This window comes from Psychrobacter sp. YP14 (genome assembly GCF_003209315.1).
Lineage (GTDB): Bacteria > Pseudomonadota > Gammaproteobacteria > Pseudomonadales > Moraxellaceae > Psychrobacter > Psychrobacter raelei.
The window spans coordinates 732,936-752,777 of sequence record NZ_CP029789.1 but is presented as its reverse complement, the minus strand read 5'-3'; the positions used below and the strand labels follow the sequence as shown (position 1 = coordinate 752,777).

The following is a 19,842-nucleotide window of genomic DNA, read 5'->3' as shown; positions in this document are numbered from 1 at the left end:
CCAATAACCCGTTCATCCTATATATAATAAGGCTTTAATCCTATTTTATGGCTACATTAATAATTCACGCTTACCACTTTTACCCATAGAGCTTACCAATCCGGCCTCCTCCATAGAGTCTACAATTCGTGCTGCTCGGTTATAACCAATACTAAACTTACGCTGGATGCTCGAAGCAGATACTTTGCGGGTCTCCATGACAAAAGCCACCGCCTCGTCATAAAGCGCATCGTCTTCACCAGAGGTATTGCCTGCGCCACTGCTGCTTGGACTGGTTAATTCAAAGTTGCTGGCCATATTGTCAATATAATCTGGGGCGCCCCGTTCACGCCAGGCATCACAGACTCGGTTGACCTCCTCATCACTGACATAAGCACCGTGTACGCGATCGGGCTCGATTTGGCCTGGACCTAAAAACAGCATATCACCATTACCAAGCATATCCTCAGCACCGCCAGCGTCCAAAATGGTGCGTGAATCGACTTTTGAGTTAACGCGTAGCGCTGCACGTACCGGAATATTGGCTTTGATAAGACCCGTAATAACATCTACCGAAGGACGCTGGGTCGCTAACATTAAGTGAATACCCGCAGCACGAGACTTCTGAGCCAGACGGGTGATCAGCTCTTCAGCTTGCTTACCCACTTGCATAATCATATCGGCAAATTCGTCTGCCACGATGACAATCATAGGCAGTGTCTTAAGCTTAGGCGCTTTATCGATGCTGACGCTATCATTTGGGCGCCATAAAGGGTCGATAATAGGCCGGCCGGCCTTCTCAGCGGCAATAACTTTTTTGTTAAATTCACCCAATTTACGCACTTTTAATAAGCTCATAAGCTGGTAACGGCGCTCCATCTCAGCCACACACCAAGATAAACTACTGGCCGCCTCATTCATATCGGTCACCACAGGGGTTAACAGGTGCGGAATATCATTGTAGTTGGCCAACTCTAATTGTTTAGGATCAATTAATATTAAGCGCAGCTCAGAGGGCTTATATTTAAGTAGCATCGACAGCAGCATAGCGTTGACCAAGACTGACTTACCTGACCCTGTGGTACCAGCCACCAGCATATGTGGGGCTCGTGTTAGGTCAGTGATAATTGGCTTGCCGCCGATGTCTTTACCCATCGCCATACTAATCTGAGCCTTAGGGTTTTTGTAATCTTCGGTTTGTAGCAGCTCAATCAAGCGCACCATTTCACGCTTCTTATTGGGTACCTCAATACCAATAAATGGCTTGCCAGGGATCACCTCTACCACACGCAAGGACGCCATAGATAAAGAGCGGGCCAAATCTCGGGAGATACCCGTAACTTTACTGGCCTTAACTCCAGGCGCTAAATCTACCTCAAAGCGGGTTACTACAGGTCCTGGAATCGCATTAACCACTTCAGCTTTTACATTAAACTCTTGCAGTTTGATCTCTAGTAGCTCTGATAATTGCGCCAGTTCCTGCTGGGTATAGCTCGGCTTGCGATCTGGATCAGGTTTGTCTAAGATCGATAATTCAGGAATGGGTGACAGCCCTTCACGATACTTAGCTGTTTGCATAGCACGGCTGGTCGAAGCATAAGCTGTATCGTCATGAATCTCGGGCAACACAAACTCATCTTCATCAACATCCGGCATCATATCTTCAATATGATTGCTGGCATCGCCCTCAGGGGTAGCAAAGCGAATGGTTGGCGCTGCCTGCGTAGGCTCTGATGCCGGCTGTGGCTCATGTGGTTTTTTGGGGTTGGAAGGTGGGGTATTGGTTGGCGTTAGATCCACAAAAGCTGGTGGCTCAACATTGTGCTCAACATTTTGTTCAACATCCTCTAACGGTATCTCTAATTTAGTGTCTTCATCGGCATTATTATTGTCTAAATAACCACCTTCATCTTTAGCATCATAAAGCGCTGTTTGGTCGTCGGTCTCAAGCTCGCTCTGTGTTGCAGCGGCTTTATTTATCGACAACTCACTCTCATCAGTGACATCAGCAACAGTCTCTTGCTGAGCTTGTGCTGTGTCAGGTACTTTTACATCATATACGTCAAAAGCCTGCTGCTCGATATCAAAGTTATGAGTATCAGCAGGGGCAGTATTGTCAGCATTGTCGATAGGTGCCTTGGCTTCGCTGGATGATGGTGATACTGAGTAATCGGCAGCCTGCTGTGTCTGAGTACTACTGTCTGCCATAGAGGGCGATGAGGCGTCTACGCTATTGGCCACGGCCGTCGGCAGCGCTTGCTCATCAAGCAGCTCATTAATCACATCTTGATCATTCCAAGCGAAGCTAGGCTCCTGCTTTTTTATCAGGCTGCTCTCCGGTGCTATTGAGCCATTGGCTGCTGCCACAGGTGCTTGAGCTGCGCTCTTGGCTTGGTGCGCCTCTTGAGCTTCTTGCTCTTGTAACGCCAAGATACTCTCTGTTAATCCTGAATTTACTAAAAAGTCATCAAGCACATTGCTAAGACTGGGGTTACTGGCGTGAGCGGTAGACGGCTCAGAGGCAAGGTCTACTGCCTCATCATCTTCTGATTCAGGCAAATTCAGCTTAAGCTGCTGCATCAGCGGTGAGCCATCGGCAGCCAAATCTTCTGGCTGTTCTTGAGTGACGTGCGTCGCCATTTCACTTTCACCCTTTTGTGACGCCTCATCAACGGTAGGCTGGCGCTTGAGTCCATTTCCAAGCCAAGATAGGCTTAAGAAGGCATCAAACACATGCTTCCAATGAATATTAAAGGCAAAGGTTGCTGTAATTAGGGTAAACACCAATAAAAAAGCACTGGCCCCATAAATGGTCAATAAACCGCTTAAACGAGTGGCTACTTCAGCCCCTAAAATGCCGCCAAAACGAGCGCCATTATCACTTATCAAGCCCAGTAACTGCGGCGTGATGGCCACTAAGCCACAACTGGCTAATAACAAAAAGACATAGCCTATGGCTCTTAATGGCCCAAAAGCTTGCTCACGGTGCCACCAAATACAAACCGCTTCATAAGCCAAAAACACCATCAGCCACCAAGCGGACCAGCCCATAAAGGTGTAGAGTAAATCGGAGACCCACGCCCCCACTGCCCCGCCCATGTTGCTTATCTGCCCCATATCACTGCTGATACGTGACCAGCTAGGGTCATTGGGTGTGTAAGTAAGCAAGATAACGAACACAAAAGCTGCGAGCATGACGGCAAGTAAGGTGAAAGTAACTTTTTTTAGCGTGTAAATAAGGTGTGCCGTTATCATTAATTTTTCCCAACATTTGAAACTTATAGACAATAAAACTGGTCGCCGATAGCTTATGCCCACTGGCTTATAAGCAATTTTGCTTAACCTAGTCTGTATAACCCTCTATAATAGCAAATTGTGCTCTACTTTCGAGCATCTGTTAGCTTATTTATCACATAAATAAATATCATGACTAAAACTCATTTGCTATTGTCCGCCATTGGCCTCATGGTATTAACCAACCCCAGACTTAATAACCGATTACAAGGCATCACCGCATCTCTCAAGCGGCTTTAAATTCGGCCTATTTGCTGTTTTTATTGCTATTTTGAGCGTTTAAATTGTTGTACTTAGCATTTATTAATTACTTATTTATAACCATTAAGGAACCTTCATGACACAAGAGAACACCTCACCTCGTCACGAAAAACTCATTATCTTAGGCTCAGGCCCTGCCGGCTATTCAGCTGCTGTTTATGCGGCGCGCGCTAACTTAAAGCCTGTCATCATTTCAGGCATGCAGATGGGCGGTCAGTTAACCACCACCACTGAGGTAGACAACTGGCCAGGCGATGCCGAAGGTCTCACCGGCCCTGACTTAATGGTACGTATGAAAGCACACGCTGAGCGCTTTGGTACTGAGATTGTCAATGACCATATCAATTCGGTCACCCTAACTGAGCGACCATTCACACTTCAGGGCAACTCAGGTACCTACACCTGTGATGCGCTCATTATCGCTACTGGTGCGTCGGCTCAGTATTTGCAATTAGAATCTGAGACTAAGTTTAAAGGCTTGGGGGTATCCGCTTGTGCCACCTGTGATGGATTTTTTTATAAAAACCAAAAGGTTGCGGTGATTGGTGGCGGTAATACTGCGGTAGAAGAAGCCCTTTATTTATCCAACATTGCCAAAGAGGTGGTCTTAGTTCACCGCCGTGACAGCCTGCGCTCTGAGAAAATCTTACAAGACAAATTGTTCGAAAAAGCCAAAAACGGCAACGTCAGCATCGAATGGAACCACCAAGTCAAAGAGGTGGTCGGTGATGACATGGGCGTAAACGGTATCATCATTGAATCCACTAAAGATGGCAGTACTAAGCAGCTGGACGTTATGGGTATGTTCGTTGCCATCGGCCATAAGCCCAATACCGATATGTTCGTCGGTCAGCTAGAGATGAAAGATGGCTACATTACGGTCAACAGCGGGACCAAAGGCAATGCCACTCAGACCAGTGTCGAAGGGGTTTTTGCGGCAGGTGACGTGGCAGATAATGTCTATCGTCAAGCCATTACTTCTGCCGGTACAGGCTGTATGGCAGCTTTAGATGCTGAAAAATACTTAGATTCAATCGGTGTGGCCACTGCCACAGAACACACCTATGATTCAACCTTAAGCGCAGATGCCAACGCCAATCTGTAGCTGTCTCATAGTGTCAAGTGCCAAATGCCAAGCGCTAAGACCTAGCTTATCAGGTATACGCTTATTTTAGGGCGCGACAGACACACATAAAAGGGCCAACTCACTTAGGGTTGCGCCCTTTTTTTAGCAATTTACACGATAGGTCTCAATCAGTCGCCCAAGTTAATGGATATACTTGCCGCATTAAGCTTGTTACTATATCAGCATAAAACATCTCATCTGCATCAAATATCTTGAGACATATCAAGTTTTTATTCTGATGTTGATCTTAATCGTTATTTACTCTTTGACCTGTTAAAAAATGAGCTATTAATAGATGCCTTTGTGACCACAGATGATCCAAATTATACCCAAGCACCGGGCCATACTGCGACTGATAACGTAGCGCAGGCGCCCCTATTTGATAGCCCCTATCTGTTTCCAAATCCCAGTGAGGTAGACCCAGAGGGTCTGGGGCTGGTGGGCATGGGCGGCGATCTTGCCCCTCAGACCTTATTATCCGCCTACGCTCAAGGGCTTTTTCCTTGGTTTAATGAAGATGAGCCCATTGCGTGGTGGTGCCCTGAGCCGCGCTGCGTTTTAGCACCTGACAGCTTTGTGCCTAGCAAATCCCTACAGCGCTTGGCCAAAAATAGCCAGTGGCAGTGGTCAGTTAATAGCGACTTTGAGTCTGTGATACACGCCTGCAGCCTGCCACGTAGCTATGCTAAAGACACTTGGATTCACGATGAAATGATTGAGGCTTACTGTCAGCTGCATCAGTTAGGCTACGCACACAGTATTGAGGTCTGGGAGGACAAGCAGCTTATAGGCGGGTTGTATGGACTAAAAATTGGGCAAATTTATTTTGGCGAATCGATGTTCCATCATAAAAGTAATGCCTCAAAAGTTGCTTTTTGGGCATTGACTCAGTTTTGCCAGTACACTCAGGTTCAGCTGATAGATTGTCAACTACCCAATCCCCATCTACAAAGCTTGGGGGCAGTCATTATGCCACGTGAAGATTTTTTAACCGTGTTATCTGAGCTCACGCACAAGGCTGGTGTTAATTGGCATGACTTCTCGCTTACCCGTTATGCGGTAAACGCCCTCTTGCAACGCTTTCAACCTCAGCCACAATAAGCCACAAGGTCACCTTAGATGCATCCTTACGCTGATGACGTAACCCATGATACTCCCACCAGTAATGCTGCCTCACAGGCGCATCTTGTGGTTAATTTATCACCGCCAAGTCTATGTAGTTACTTGCCTGACCGTGCCTCTCAGCTGCACTTTATTTTATTAGAATCAGGCGAGATTATAGACCCTGAGCGCTATACCGAGCTGTGTCAACAAGGCTTTCGCCGCAGCGGTCAAGCCTTTTATCGGCCCAACTGTCCCCATTGCCAGCAATGTATCTCAAGCCGTGTGGTGGTTAATGAGTTTGAGCCGTCAAGACGCTATCGTAAGATACTCAATAGAAATGCTCAGGTTAGCCTACAGCTAAGGCCGGCTGCCAGCGCCACCCACGAGCATTATGCGTTATATCAAAAATACATCTCCGCCCGTCATGCTGATGGCGATATGTACCCTCCCAGTCTACATACCTTTGAGCAGTTCTTGGTAGCCAGTCCGGCCGACACTTTATTTCTAGAGTTTCGTGAGCCCAATAATAAGCTGATTGCTGTGGCCGTAACTGACCGCTTAAGTGATGGGTTATCTGCCATCTATACTTTTTTTGACCCAGACCCCAGTTATAACTCGCGTAGCCTAGGCGTCTACTGCATCTTACAACAGATTAAGATGACCCAGCGCTTAGGGCTAGCGTATGCTTACTTAGGATTTTGGATTCCCACCGTCCAAAAGATGCGCTATAAAACCAACTACGCCCCCATTGAGCTTTTGATACACGGGCATTGGCAGTATTTTGAGAGCGCCCCTACCCCAGAGCAAGTCCTTGAGCTACTGGCTACTCAGCCGCTTACCTTTAATAACTAGTCACCTTTAATCATTAATAGCTGTATTGATTAGTAGCTGCTTCGTAAGCAGGAGTGATTAAGCTTGGCCTTTTACGCCCGTGTATCTGTTACGCCCGTGTGTATTGCATAATGAGTGCATCACAGCGCTCAGTTTCACCTGAGGGCTTTGACGAGGTGTAATAACCTTTTCGAGTATGAATCACCTCAAACCCCATCTTTTGATATAGCCTAATGGCCCCCTCATTATCGGCTCGGACTTCCAGCAGTATGCTATCAAGTCCTTTATCTGGCATTTGCGCAATCAGTTGCTCAATTAAGGATTGGGCATAACCACGGCGCTGAAAGTCAGGATGAGTGCCTATTCTTAAGATTTCTGCGGTTTCAAACACGGTGCTAACTAGGCAGTAAGCCACAGTAACTGTCTGCGGGATGGCTTGCGGCGATGTTTGCTTTGAGGAGCCGTTATCCTCTAGCTTTGCCTCAGTTATCACCACCCAGCCATGATTAATGTCTTGGTGCAAAAGCTTGGTCACTGACTGCTCATCCCACGCATCCTGTGGCTGCACCAAACGCTCTATTTCGGCAATTTGGTTGACCCAGTCAGCCGCCTGCGCTGTGTTTTTTACGGGTACTATAGATACAGGTCGATTCGTTGGCATTGGCATTGGCTCTTATTAGTAGATTTGGTAGTTTATGAGCAAAGATAAGCCCACTAAAATGGTAAATGCGCATAAAATGAATTGGCTTGGCTGTAAAAGCTGTCAATGTAAAAGCCCCCAATCTTTCGATTGAGGGCCATTCACCAAATTAAGCAACAAACCAGACTAAGGCAGCACTACAAAGTGCATTGTCTTAGACAGCTTGGTACTCAGTTTTGGCTAACATTACAGCTTGCTGGTCAACTCAGGAAGTACTGTGAATAAGTCACCTTCTAAGAAGTAATCAGCAACACTTGCAATCGGTGCTTCTGGATCGTTGTTAATAGCAACGATAACTTTAGAGTCTTTCATACCTGCTAAATGCTGGATGGCACCAGAGATACCGGCTGCGATATATAGGCTTGGTGCCACGATTTTACCCGTTTGACCCACTTGCATATCGTTAGGAACATAACCTGCATCAACTGCGGCACGTGAGGCACCGATAGCAGCACCTAGCTTATCTGCTAGTGGCTCGATGTATTTGGTGAAGTTTTCACCATTGGCTAGGGCACGGCCACCAGACACTACGATTTCAGCAGAAGTTAGCTCTGGACGATCTGATTTCGCAAGCTCTTCGCTTACGAAGCTTGATTTGCCTGCATCTTGAGTGTCATTACGCTCTTCGATAGTTGCAGAGCCACCTTCAGCAGCCGCAGCATCAAAAGCTGTGGTACGTACAGTTAGAAGAACCTTGTCTTCTGAGGTTTTAACCGTGGCCAATGCGTTACCAGCATAGATAGGACGCTCAAAAGTATTGGCATCAATAACTTGCATCACATCAGACAGCATGCTGACATCTAATAAAGCCGCTACGCGTGGTAAGAAGTTTTTACCATTAGTGGTCGCTGGTACAACGATGTGGCTGTAGTCGCCCGCTAAATCTTTAACCAATAAAGCCACGTTTTCGGCCAATTGATATTCATAAGCTGGACTGTCTACACAAATTACTTTGCTAACACCAGCGACTTTAGCCGCTTGTTCTGCGACAGGTTTGCAGCCAGAACCTGCAACCAATACGTGGATGTCACCACCGATCTGTGAAGCTGCGGTCACTGTGCTTAACGTTGCCTTTTTTAGCTCGGCATTATCATGTTCTGCATATACTAAAATTGCCATGTGAATATTATCCTTTCAAATAATGAGATGAGAGTGTGATTGGGTAACTGTTGGTTGCTGCCAAGGCTTAGTCTTATTTAATTTAATAGGCATAAACTGCATGTTTATGAGTATTTATAATGCTAAACGCCGACAATCAACTGACACCACTAATCAAATTTATGTGAAGTTAGTTTCAAAAATTAGATAACTTTTGCTTCATTTCTTAGTTTGTCGATTAGCTCGTCCACCGAACCCACTTTAACGCCTGCAGAACGCTCAGGTGGTGGCGTTACTTTAATAATCTCTTGCTTAGAGGCCATCTCTACACCAAAATCCGCTGGTGTTTTTTCATCAAGAGGCTTTTTCTTGGCTTTCATGATGTTTGGAAGTTTTGCGTAACGTGGCTCATTCAAGCGCAGGTCAGTTGTAATCACAGCAGGTAATGATAGAGCAACTGTCTGTAGACCACCGTCGATTTCACGAGTAACGTTTACTTTGTCGCCTTCAACTTTAACTTCTGAGGCAAATGTACCTTGGCCGATACCCATCAATGCGGCAAGCATCTGACCGGTTTGGTTATTGTCGTCATCAATCGCTTGTTTACCTAATAAGATGATGTCAGTCGCTTCTTGCTCTGCGATACCTTTTAGGATTTTTGCAACTTGCAGAGGATATGGTTTTTCATCAGTTTGAACCAAGATACCACGGTCAGCACCTAGTGCTAAAGCTGCACGGATTTGTTCCTGTGCTTCTTTTGGACCGATAGAGGCAACGATAACCTCGTCAACTATGCCCGCTTCTTTTAAACGTACTGCTTCTTCAACAGCAATTTCACAAAATGGGTTGATTGACATCTTAGTGTTGCTAAGATCTACGCCAGAATTGTCAGCTTTAACGCGAACTTTTACGTTATAGTCAATCACACGCTTAACAGCGACTAATGCTTTCATACGTTCCTCGTTTATTAATGTTATGAGTTATTAAAATTAACCAGTTATACGCACCAAGTTTAAAGGCCTACCTGGTACTTTGTAAATTATTCTTATATATCTTAGCCAATATAGGGTCTAATATATATAACAATTTGTAGGATTTAATTAACAGAAATTTCGCCCCATTAATTAAAGCTGCCCTTAGTGTACACAACTGTTAAACCTTTATGCCAACCATTTTTTTGTAGTCAAGGCAATATAAATAAAGATTTATTATCAAACATCATTATATTGCGTGAGCAGCCCAATAAGGTCAAGCCATTGGCGTGAATAAAGGGTCATAAATTTATGGGTGAGCTGTTCTTGACACCCAACTGAGCTAAATTAATCCAAACCCTGTTATTAAACCTCAAGCGTTATTAAACCTCAAACAAAAAAAAGAGACAACCCTATGGGTTGTCTCTTTCAAGTACCATCATCTATTGAGATGATTAATACTCATTTGTAGGTCTAAGCCTACAAGAAATTATTCAGCTGATTCGATTTGTTCAGCTTGTGGACCTTTTTGGCCTTGGCCTAATACGAAAGTAACTTTTTGACCTTCGGCTAGGGTTTTGAAACCGCTGCCTTGAATAGCACTGTAATGAGCAAATACGTCTTGGCCGCCATCGTCTTGTGCGATGAAACCAAAACCTTTAGCTTCGTTGAACCACTTAACAGTACCTTGTACACGTTCTGACATAACTTTTCCTAATATAAAATTGATTTAACTATAGTCATGATGCTTTTAACTGGGCAAACCTCAATGGATTACACCGGTAGAAAACGTAAATCGAGCAGTATCGATTAGAATGTTGACTAATCTTCACTCTAATAAATAACCACTTCTATTACATTGCTACGATTAAACGCAGTCATGTTTGAATCACTAGCTGTGCTATTCATTCAAAAAGTAACTTACTTACTGGGTGTTAGTATAACAGCTTTAAACAACTTGTCCTAATATTATCTGTGCTTTTAGTTAGTTTCCTGTAAATAATGTAAAAGCGGACTAACTAATTTTGATAAGTTTTCTCAGTCCATACATAACACAGTGTCAACCCAAGACCGCTTCCATAATACAATGCTAGGAATACAGTACTAGGAATACAGATCTAGTACGTCTTAGTCAGCACAAAAATACAAAGCGCAAAAAAGGTCACTGAAAAAGCCTGACCAAAACTAACCAATGGCTTTGGAATAACCAGATCCTCTGGCGTGTCAGGCATACCACCTGAGCGTCTGAGCAGTACCGTGCCATATATCCAGCCACCAGTGGTATAAATGGCATAGGCCAGAGGCACTGTCATCGCTAAGGGATTTAAATCGATCCAGTAAAGCACCGAAATAGAGACAAAAAACCACAGCGTATCAATCACTGAGATAAGATGAAAAAATCTAGATTTTGGCAGCTTACCTAGTGTTGCTTTGACCATCTCCCCCTCTATCCAAATAAGCAAAGCCACGACCGCACTTAGTATCATGTAAATAATTTGAGGGTTTATCTGTGATAACCACGCCGTATTCATAACACCATCTCTTTTTTATTATTAAAATTGCCGTATTTTACACGCCACATTGGGCGTATATTGAGCTATTGTTCTTGTCATTCAAGCACACTGACAAGCGCACTGAAAACCAAAAAGCCCACATGCTTAATAACATGTGGGCCGACGGCTCATCGTAGCCAGTCTATTGTGCTACCTTAAACTAAGCGACTTAGTTTTTTTCTTTATCGATGATTTTGTTACCACCAATCCAAGGCATCATAGAGCGAAGCTTAGCACCTGTTTTTTCAATTTCATGATCCGCATTATTACGACGACGGGCAGTCATTGAAGGATAGTTGGTCGCACCCTCAGTGATAAACATCTTAGCATATTCACCAGATTGAATGCGTTTTAGCGCATTGCGCATAGCTTCACGAGACTGCTCGTTAATAACTTCTGGACCGGTTACGTACTCACCGTATTCAGCGTTGTTACTGATTGAGTAGTTCATGTCAGCGATACCGCCTTCATACATTAAGTCTACGATAAGCTTAAGCTCATGCAGACACTCAAAATAAGCCATTTCTGGAGCGTAGCCGGCTTCTGTTAGGGTTTCAAAGCCCATTTTTACAAGCTCTACAGCACCGCCACAAAGCACTGCTTGCTCACCAAAAAGGTCAGTTTCAGTTTCGTCTTTGAAGGTGGTTTCGATAATACCAGAGCGACCACCGCCCACACCAGAGGCATAAGATAGTGCCACTTGCTTGGCTTGACCTGAAGCATCTTGGTAAATAGCGATTAGATCGGGGATACCGCCGCCTTTAACAAACTCAGAGCGTACCGTGTGACCCGGTGCTTTTGGTGCCACCATAATCACATCTAGATCTTTACGAGGTACCACTTGATTGTAGTGGATAGCGAAGCCATGAGCGAAAGCTAGGGTTGCGCCTTCTTTGATGTTTGGCTCAATAACGTCTTCGTATAAAGATTTTTGGAACTCATCTGGGGTCAAAATCATAACCACGTCAGCTGCTTGTACCGCTTGTGCTACTTCAGCAACTTTTAGACCTGCGTTTTCCGCTTTTTTCCAAGAGCCTGAATCTTTACGCAAGCCCACAGTCACATCAACGCCTGAGTCTTGAAGGTTAAGCGCGTGCGCATGGCCTTGTGAACCATAACCGATAATGGCTACTTTTTTGGCTTGGATGATAGATAAGTCACAATCTTTATCGTAATAAACGTTCATAATTTAGTCCTTTTTAAATACTTTCAATCACCTTGAAAATAATTGATTATGTTGAAATTCAACCTTTAAATATAACACCTTTTTTTGGCTTAGCTTAAAATTTCCCTAACTAAACGCTAAGGGTGCGCTCCCCACGTAAAATACCGATAACCCCTGAGCGAACCACTTCTAAAATACGCTCATGGCCAATTACTTCAATAAATCCATCAAGCTTAGCTTCATCACCGACAATCTGGATGGTATACATGTTTGAGGTGACATCCACAATTTGAGCACGGAAGATATCAGCACTACGTTTAACCTCAGCTCGGGCACTGCCAGTGGCGCGTACTTTTATCAGCATAAGCTCACGCTCAACATGATCATTTCCGCTTAGGTTAATGACCTTAATCACTTCAATCAGCTTGTGCAAGTGCTTGGTAATTTGTTCGATTTTTTCGGCACTGGCATTGGTGGTCAACGTCAAGCGTGAGATGGTTTCGTCTTCTGTTGGGGCTACGTTTAGTGTCTCGATGTTATAGCCACGCTGCGAAAACAATCCAACAAGGCGTGAAAGCGACCCAGCTTCGTTTTCCATTAGTACAGAGATTAGATGTTGTTGCATTAGGTACGCTCCCCCTTAGATAACCACATATCGCGCATCGACTGACCCGCAACCTGCATTGGATAAACGTGCTCATGACGGTTCACATACACGTCAATAAATACCAATTTATCTTTCATGGCAAGGGCTTGAGCCAATTGCTCATCAAGCTTTTCTGGGTCGGTAATTTTGATACCAACGTGACCATAGCTTTCAGCCAGTTTCACAAAGTCAGGTAGTGACTCCATGTAAGATGAAGCATGGCGGCCTTCATAGAGCATATCCTGCCACTGCTTTACCATGCCCAGCTGAGCGTTATTTAAGCATAAAATCTTCACCGGCAAACCATACTGGAAGCAAGTAGACAGCTCTTGGATATTCATCTGAATAGAGCCTTCACCGGTGATACACACCACATCACGCTCAGGTTCAACCAATTTGGCTGCCATAGCATAAGGCAGGCCCACACCCATGGTGCCAAGGCCACCTGAGTTTAACCACTGGCGCGGCTCATCATACTTATAATATAAGGCAGCGAACATCTGATGCTGACCCACATCACTGGTAATAATCGCTTTACCCTCAGTCAGCTCATACAATTTTTCAACCACAGCTTGCGGCTTCATGCCTTCATCTGTATTGGTGTCATAACGTAGTCCATGACGCTTACGCCATTCATTAATCTGCGACCACCAGTCAAGTAAGGCGGGCTGATCTAGCTGTTTGTCATCGCCTTTTAGCTGCTCAAGTATGTCGCTCAATACCGACTTTACATCACCAACGATAGGAATATCGGCCATGATGGTCTTAGAAATAGAGGCCGGATCAATATCGATATGAATGATGGTGGCGTTTGGACAGAATTTCTGCACATTATTGGTCACGCGGTCATCAAAGCGCGCTCCCACCGCCAAGATAACATCGGCATGGTGCATGGTCATGTTGGCTTCATAAGTGCCGTGCATACCTAGCATACCTAGGAACTGACGGTCTGAGCCTGGAAAGCCGCCCAAACCCATTAAAGTATTGGTGACGGGTAAGTTGAGCTTATGAGCAAGCTCGGTCAGCTCTTTGTGAGCATTACCAATAATCACACCGCCGCCTGAATATAAGATGGGGCGTTTGGCGCCTAATAAAGTCTCAATGGCTTTTTTAATCTGACCACTGTGGCCTTTTACTGAAGGCTGATAGGAGCGCATGCTGACTGAATCAGGATAGTTGTATTCATATTTTTCATGCGGCGCAGTGGTGTCTTTGGGAATATCGATGACCACAGGACCTGGACGGCCGGACTCTGCAATATAAAATGCTTTTTTGATAATACCGGGTATTTCGCTGGCATGACGCACTTGGAAACTATGCTTTACGATCGGACGAGACACGCCCACCATGTCTGTTTCTTGGAAAGCATCATCACCGATTAAGTACTTAGGCACCTGACCGGAGATGACCACCATAGGGATAGAATCCATAAACGCGGTGGCAATAGCAGTGACGGTGTTGGTAGCGCCAGGGCCTGATGTGGCCAATACCACACCTGTTTTGCCCGTTCTGCGAGAATAAGCATCCGCCATGTGACCAGCGGCTTGCTCATGACGCACCAGTAAATGCTCAATGGCATCTTGCTTAAATATGGCATCATAAATGTGCAATACCGCACCACCTGGATAACCAAAAATATACTCAACGCCCTGATCAATTAAGGCCTGGACCAGCATTTCGCCACCAGAGAGCATGATTGGCCCATCGCCATTTTCTAAAAGTTCACGCTTTTTGCCAAAATTAATGGCCGCGTGCGCTGTCTGAGTGTGCCCTGTCATGTTAGGGCTTTGGGTTGTTTGGGTCACTGTCATCACCTTTGTTATTGCGGGATGTTATTAAGGCTTTTATCACCCTTATCATCAATCTTTATTATTAACAGCGCCCTGTTAAAAAGCTTATGATAAAAGTGGTGTGATAACTAAACCGGTTATTCGCATTTTTGTCTAACACCAAAACTGGGTAACCGTTTAATCACACGCTATAAAAGTTGCCGGTCAGCAAAGCATACCAAGTGTATACACCTCATACTTTGAATGGCGGTTTAAAAATTATTTAAACCTTACTCAAATTATTATTTTAAGCACATTTTATAAGTCATATCCATACAATTTAATAACCCTATAGACATGACAAAAAATACCATCAGGCATTAGCCATGTGATATGAGCGCTTAAAGATACAGTGAACCTAATTTTGCTGGTTACAGCAGTGTCTTACCAGAGCAGTAAGACTTAAGGTGGTCGTTTAACAAGATTGGTGATTTGGCGAGATGGGCCTGCATATGGCTCTTTATCACACCCACAAATCGGGTTAAAGATTATCTAATAGCCATCAATCTAAATTAAAAGTGGCGCGTTCCCAACAAGACATGCCAAATTCAGATTGATTACTTAGTCACTGTAGACCGATAAGTCCCTGAAACAGAGGCCGCAGCTTGCTATAAATAGCCGTTGTCAAACCAATGACAACACAAAAAAAAACGGCTTAATTCATCACATTTAAAGTAGCCACCCTATAGCGGACGGTAATCCAACAATAGTTGCTACGTTAAAGTTACCTAACTCGATAGAGAAGGCTAACTGACTAATCAAAATCCTATAATCGGATGTTTTGCAGGGGATGTCAACTAAATAAATTTAATAATAAACCCTACTAATTTTAATCAGTAAAAAAATAAGGGAAAGTATTGGTTATATTACCCCACTACTCCCCCTTAATTTTGGCTTAATATTTTTTTAATATAGCGCTATTTTTATCCTCAAAAGAGACGCTAATTACTGACGTACCAAACGGCTAGGCGCTGGTAATAAGCTTGGGTCACTAACTCGGCAAGGATTAATATCAATACCGCCGCGACGAGTATACCAAGCCCGTACCATAAGTTTTGAGGGCTTAAAGTAGCGGCTCACATCGCTAAAAATCTGCTCGACACACTGCTCATGAAAGCCATTATGCTGACGGAAGCTTAAAATATAGGTCAATAAGCTGGCTTCATCGACAGCCACATCAGTGGTCATTTCAATTGATAACGTGCCCCAGTCTGGCTGATTGGTCACCGGGCAATTACTACGCAGCAGATTTGAGTACAGCTGATAGTCTTGTGCCGTCGAGCTTGATACTGGCTCAGCGCCGGCTAAGTTGTTATTGACTGGCGTGTCATGTGTGGACAATAAGCGGGCATCAGGGTGCTCAACCGGCTCAATTTTTACAGCAGCGCCTTGCAATGCGTTATCGATGCATTTGCCTTGCGGATGCGCAATCAAAAATCCTGAATGGTGTGTATCGCCAGCACTAATGGCATCTAAATCAAACAGCTCAACGCCCACATCAGCACCCACACAGGCTGATAAATCTTTAGCAATGGTTTGCTCGACCGCAGCCTTACTGTCAAACTCGGTGAAGTTTAAGCTGTTTAAATACAGCTTTAAAGACTTGGATTCAACAATGTTTGGCGAATGAGCGGGGACAGAAAAGCGCGCTACCGCCATCTGCGAGATGCCTTGAGGATTTAGCCATGAAATTTCAAAAGCATGCCACCAATCTACACCCACCGCCAATTTATCATCATCCCAACCAATGGCATCACGGCCTAAAGAGCGTGCAATGGCATAAAGGGTATCGGGCTGATAGGTTTTTGGATAGCTGGTGGTTTCGCCTAAGACGCCATGAATGCTCATAATCTTATCCTTACTAATTGATGTGTTTGCTCAAGATCTTAAGAGGTTTGAGCGGTTTAAGCTTGGGTTAATACAGGTTACGCCAAAGCAAATACGGCATTTGATTCAAAATCTGCCTGATAATTGACAAGCTGTCTTAGGCTTACAGTCTTAAGCGTGAGCCGTTATCTAATAAACGATAAGCGATGACATAAAAAATCAAACAAAAGACGAATATGGCCGCCATGGATGCCCACACATTCACATCTGAATACCCTAAGATGCCATATCGAAACGAGTTCACCATATACACAATAGGGTTGAGTAGCGAAACGTTTTGCCAAAAAGGTGACAAATTCTCCAGTGAATAAAACACACCGCCCAAATAAGTTAATGGGGTGAGCACAAAGCTTGGAATAATTGAGATGTCATCAAAAGAGCGGGCAAAGACTGCGTTAATAAAACCACCCAATGAAAATAGCACCGAGGTACCAAGCACCGTAAATATCATCACAAACCAGTGCTCAATGCCTAAGTTGGTAAAAAATTGCGCCACAATAGACACAATAATGGCAATCATTAAACCACGGAAAACACCGCCACCAACATAGCCTAATAATATGGAATGCTTAGATACCGGAGATACCAAAAGCTCTTCAATACTTGACGTAAATTTGGCGCTAAAAAAGCTTGAGACCACGTTTGAGTAGCTGTTGGTAATGACCGACATCATAATCAGGCCTGGCACAATAAACTGCATATAAGGCACCCCGCCCATCTCGCCAACGCGGGAGCCTATCATCTTACCGAAGATGACAAAATACAAGCTCATGGTAATCACCGGAGGCAGCAGCGTTTGGGGCCAAATACGTAAAATACGGCGTACTTCTTTTACCAAAATAGTGCGAAAAGCAATCCACTTTTGAGCAACTGTTAACCCATCCTGTGGGCGAGTTGCTGTGTTGGTGTTGTGACTCATAATCCCACCTCCTTCATGCTGTCTTTGCCCGCCACACCCTGCTCTACTAAGCGCATAAATAATTCCTCTAAGCGGTTGGCTTTATTACGCATACTCGACACTTCAATACCCTGCTCGCTTAGCTGAACAAAGACACTGTTCAACGACTCCCCCTCTGTTAAAGTCACCTCTAAGGTTTGATCATCAGGCTGTTTAATCGCCGTCACGCCAGTAAGCTTAACGGTACCTTGCAGCGGCTTTTCTAAATCAAATACGAAAGTTTCGACCGACAACTGTGCCAATAGGTTTTTCATCTCGGTATTAATACGGATTTCACCATGATCCAAAATGGCTATATAGCGGCACAACTGCTCAGCTTCTTCTAGGTAATGAGTGGTCAAGATAATGGTGGTATTTTCTTCCTCATTAATCTGCTGCATAAACTCCCACATCGAGCGGCGCAGTTCAATATCTACCCCAGCAGTCGGCTCATCCAAGATAAGCAACTTAGGCTTGTGTATCAAAGCTCGGGCAATCATCAGTCGACGTTTCATACCACCAGAGAGCTCACGGGATTTATTATCACGCTTGTCCCAAAGACCCAGTGCAGTCAGAAGCTTTTTGGCTCGTGGCTTGGCATCCTTAGCAGCAATACCAAAATATCCAGCTTGAGTAATTAAGATGTCTTCCACCTTCTCAAACTGGTTGAAGTTAAACTCTTGCGGCACGATACCTAAATACTGCTTGGCAATAGAGGGGTTGGCCAACAGATCCGTACCGAAGATTTTTACCTTACCTTCAGTGGGCTTAAACAGTGAGCTAATAATGCCAATCATGGTCGATTTTCCTGCCCCATTCGGTCCAAGCAGCGCAAAAAATCCGCCTTGAGGCACCGTCAGATTCACATCTTTTAGCGCAGTAAAGCCATTGCCATAGATTTTTGAGAGATTCTCAATTTGTAATGCTGGAGTTGTTGTAGTCATAAAATCACATTTTTGCTAACTTTTAAAAGGAGTAGGATTAAAAGATAATTAGAGTAAGGAGAGCTGCTATATATGGTGTCTAAAATGTTAAATTAAACCCAACTAGTGACATACTCACAAATTGGCAACAGCAATAAACATTGGCACGCCCTGTTATCGCAAAACAGCTAGTAGCCGGCTTTAATTCCGGCGATTAAGGGCAGTTATCTGAACTATGGATGAACGTTATAGGACCATTCATGGCAAATTATAGTAAACGACAAAAGACGCTCACCGTTAAGTAAGCGTCTTAGGGATGATTGTGAGAAACTAGGTAGGCTAAGTGCTATCCATTTAGCCTATTTATAGCCAATAATTTTATGTTCAATAATTAGCTAGATTGCTCAACCATGTAGTCAACTGCGTTGTGTACTTCTTCATCAGGAATATCAGCACCACCACGAGCAGGCATCGCATTGAAGCCATTCATAGCGTGATCATAAAGTGTGGCTTTACCTTTAGCTACGTGAGGTGCCCATGAGCCTTTATCACCAAATTTAGGTGCACCCAATACCCCACTACCGTGGCAGTTTTGACAGATAGATTCATAAACTGCTTTACCGTCACGTGGCTTACCATCTGCAGAGGCACCTGAAGCGGTTAAAGTGATATCACAGCTGTCATCGCCATCGAAACATACTCTACCATAAGGCTGGATACGCTCAATTAGCTTAGGATATAAGGCGATAAGTTTTTTAACTTGAGGTGTATCTTGTGGAATAGGCTCTTCTGGTGCAGCAGGAGCAGCGGGTGCGGCTTCACCGTCGGCAGCGGCTTCGCCATCAGTGGCAGCAGCATCGTCTGTAGTAGCTGCGTCAGTGGCCGCATCAGCAGGAGCTTCAGCAGCGGCATCGGTTGTCTCGGCAGCCACTTGCGTGGTTTGATCAGCTGCGGCTGCAGGAGCAGCATCTTCAGCCTGGCTTAAAGAAATACCTGAAAGACCAAGAATGGCGGCGGCGGATAACATCGCGATTTTTTTCATGCGTCACAATCTCTTTTTAGAGCGACGTGCCTCAGTGGCTACAGCTAATAGGCGCTTGGCTGACTGGGCCGTCGTGTATGATTGAGTGAATTGTTTTAACTTATCAGTATAAAACCAGCAATAAATTCTTTTCCCTCATATTATAAGGGGAAATGGGGGATAAAAGCCATGTTTCTATGATGACTGTTTCGACAAACAGCCATTTTTTATCGAATTTACTGGTGCAAATAACAGGATTGGTGGCTAATGTATCAAATTATCCTAGGCTTTGTCATTTATTAAGCGCGATAAGATTGGTTTTTTTGTTGGTTTTTGCTAGACTAGCGGCCTTGAGGAGCCTTCATCAAAAAAAGAAGCTGGGTGTTTGTCAACATCTGCCTGTTGGTAACTCAATAAACCTCAAAGTATGCGCTCGTAGCTCAGTTGGATAGAGTATCGGTTTCCGAAGCCGAGGGTCGTGGGTTCGATTCCCGCCGAGCGCACCACTCCCCTCTTT

The 19,842-nt window shown here is 44.5% G+C and carries 16 protein-coding genes and 1 tRNA gene; 4 read left to right on the top strand and 13 right to left on the bottom strand.

The genetic code is table 11. The features are described 5' to 3' along the window. Window positions 1-51 precede the first annotated feature (51 nt). Complete coding sequence (locus DLE54_RS03225; protein WP_110816224.1) at window positions 52-3,234, bottom strand: DNA translocase FtsK; 3,183 nt, start codon at window positions 3,232-3,234, stop codon at window positions 52-54. A 376-nt stretch (window positions 3,235-3,610) separates the two neighbouring features. Here DLE54_RS03225 and trxB point away from each other — a divergent pair, with 376 nt between their 5' ends. The 3 genes from trxB (at window position 3,611) to DLE54_RS03210 (ending at window position 6,616) form a co-directional block, all read left to right on the top strand. Continuing rightward, the gene (gene trxB, locus DLE54_RS03220; protein ID WP_110816222.1) at window positions 3,611-4,639 is read left to right on the top strand and encodes a thioredoxin-disulfide reductase; all 1,029 of its coding nucleotides are present in this window, start codon (window positions 3,611-3,613) and stop codon (window positions 4,637-4,639) included. 414 nt (window positions 4,640-5,053) lie between these two features. Beyond that, a complete protein-coding gene (gene aat / locus DLE54_RS03215) occupies window positions 5,054-5,761 on the top strand; it encodes a leucyl/phenylalanyl-tRNA--protein transferase (protein ID WP_413775369.1) in 708 nt (235 codons plus the stop codon). A gap of 18 nt (window positions 5,762-5,779) precedes the next feature. Beyond that, entirely contained in the window at window positions 5,780-6,616 is an 837-nt protein-coding gene (locus tag DLE54_RS03210; RefSeq protein WP_110816219.1) for an arginyltransferase, read from the top strand. An 88-nt stretch (window positions 6,617-6,704) separates the two neighbouring features. Here DLE54_RS03210 and DLE54_RS03205 read toward each other — a convergent pair whose 3' ends face one another. The 12 genes from DLE54_RS03205 to DLE54_RS03150 all read right to left on the bottom strand — a co-directional run bounded on the left by DLE54_RS03205 (window position 6,705) and on the right by DLE54_RS03150 (window position 19,346). Further along, window positions 6,705-7,256, bottom strand: coding sequence for a GNAT family N-acetyltransferase (locus tag DLE54_RS03205; RefSeq protein WP_110816217.1), 552 nt, complete (start codon window positions 7,254-7,256; stop codon window positions 6,705-6,707). Window positions 7,257-7,481: 225 nt separating this feature from the next. Then, window positions 7,482-8,414: an electron transfer flavoprotein subunit alpha/FixB family protein gene (locus tag DLE54_RS03200; RefSeq protein WP_011959895.1), complete on the bottom strand. Its 933-nt coding sequence runs from the start codon at window positions 8,412-8,414 to the stop codon at window positions 7,482-7,484. A 182-nt stretch (window positions 8,415-8,596) separates the two neighbouring features. Then, the gene (locus tag DLE54_RS03195; protein ID WP_011959894.1) at window positions 8,597-9,346 is read right to left on the bottom strand and encodes an electron transfer flavoprotein subunit beta/FixA family protein; all 750 of its coding nucleotides are present in this window, start codon (window positions 9,344-9,346) and stop codon (window positions 8,597-8,599) included. A 508-nt stretch (window positions 9,347-9,854) separates the two neighbouring features. Beyond that, on the bottom strand, window positions 9,855-10,070 hold the full coding sequence (locus DLE54_RS03190) for a cold-shock protein (RefSeq protein WP_007394029.1): 216 nt from the start codon (window positions 10,068-10,070) through the stop codon (window positions 9,855-9,857). Between the two features lie 412 nt (window positions 10,071-10,482). Further along, window positions 10,483-10,896, bottom strand: coding sequence for a hypothetical protein (locus DLE54_RS03185; protein ID WP_110816216.1), 414 nt, complete (start codon window positions 10,894-10,896; stop codon window positions 10,483-10,485). A gap of 190 nt (window positions 10,897-11,086) precedes the next feature. Continuing rightward, window positions 11,087-12,103, bottom strand: coding sequence for a ketol-acid reductoisomerase (gene ilvC / locus DLE54_RS03180; RefSeq protein WP_011959892.1), 1,017 nt, complete (start codon window positions 12,101-12,103; stop codon window positions 11,087-11,089). A 109-nt stretch (window positions 12,104-12,212) separates the two neighbouring features. Further along, window positions 12,213-12,707, bottom strand: coding sequence for an acetolactate synthase small subunit (gene ilvN, locus DLE54_RS03175; RefSeq protein ID WP_011959891.1), 495 nt, complete (start codon window positions 12,705-12,707; stop codon window positions 12,213-12,215). Next, window positions 12,707-14,422, bottom strand: a complete 1,716-nt coding sequence (locus DLE54_RS03170) for an acetolactate synthase 3 large subunit (RefSeq protein WP_197708924.1) — start codon at window positions 14,420-14,422, stop codon at window positions 12,707-12,709. Before DLE54_RS03170 ends, ilvN begins: the two co-directional genes overlap by 1 nt. A gap of 1,080 nt (window positions 14,423-15,502) precedes the next feature. Beyond that, complete coding sequence (gene queF, locus DLE54_RS03165; protein ID WP_110816214.1) at window positions 15,503-16,405, bottom strand: NADPH-dependent 7-cyano-7-deazaguanine reductase QueF; 903 nt, start codon at window positions 16,403-16,405, stop codon at window positions 15,503-15,505. Between the two features lie 142 nt (window positions 16,406-16,547). Beyond that, the gene (locus DLE54_RS03160; RefSeq protein ID WP_011959888.1) at window positions 16,548-17,363 is read right to left on the bottom strand and encodes an ABC transporter permease; all 816 of its coding nucleotides are present in this window, start codon (window positions 17,361-17,363) and stop codon (window positions 16,548-16,550) included. Then, window positions 17,360-18,325, bottom strand: coding sequence for an ABC transporter ATP-binding protein (locus DLE54_RS03155; RefSeq protein WP_011959887.1), 966 nt, complete (start codon window positions 18,323-18,325; stop codon window positions 17,360-17,362). Before DLE54_RS03155 ends, DLE54_RS03160 begins: the two co-directional genes overlap by 4 nt. A gap of 370 nt (window positions 18,326-18,695) precedes the next feature. Further along, on the bottom strand, window positions 18,696-19,346 hold the full coding sequence (locus tag DLE54_RS03150) for a c-type cytochrome (protein ID WP_110816212.1): 651 nt from the start codon (window positions 19,344-19,346) through the stop codon (window positions 18,696-18,698). 408 nt (window positions 19,347-19,754) lie between these two features. Here DLE54_RS03150 and DLE54_RS03145 point away from each other — a divergent pair. After that, a tRNA-Arg gene (locus tag DLE54_RS03145) sits at window positions 19,755-19,831 on the top strand. The last annotated feature ends 11 nt before the right edge of the window (window positions 19,832-19,842 follow it).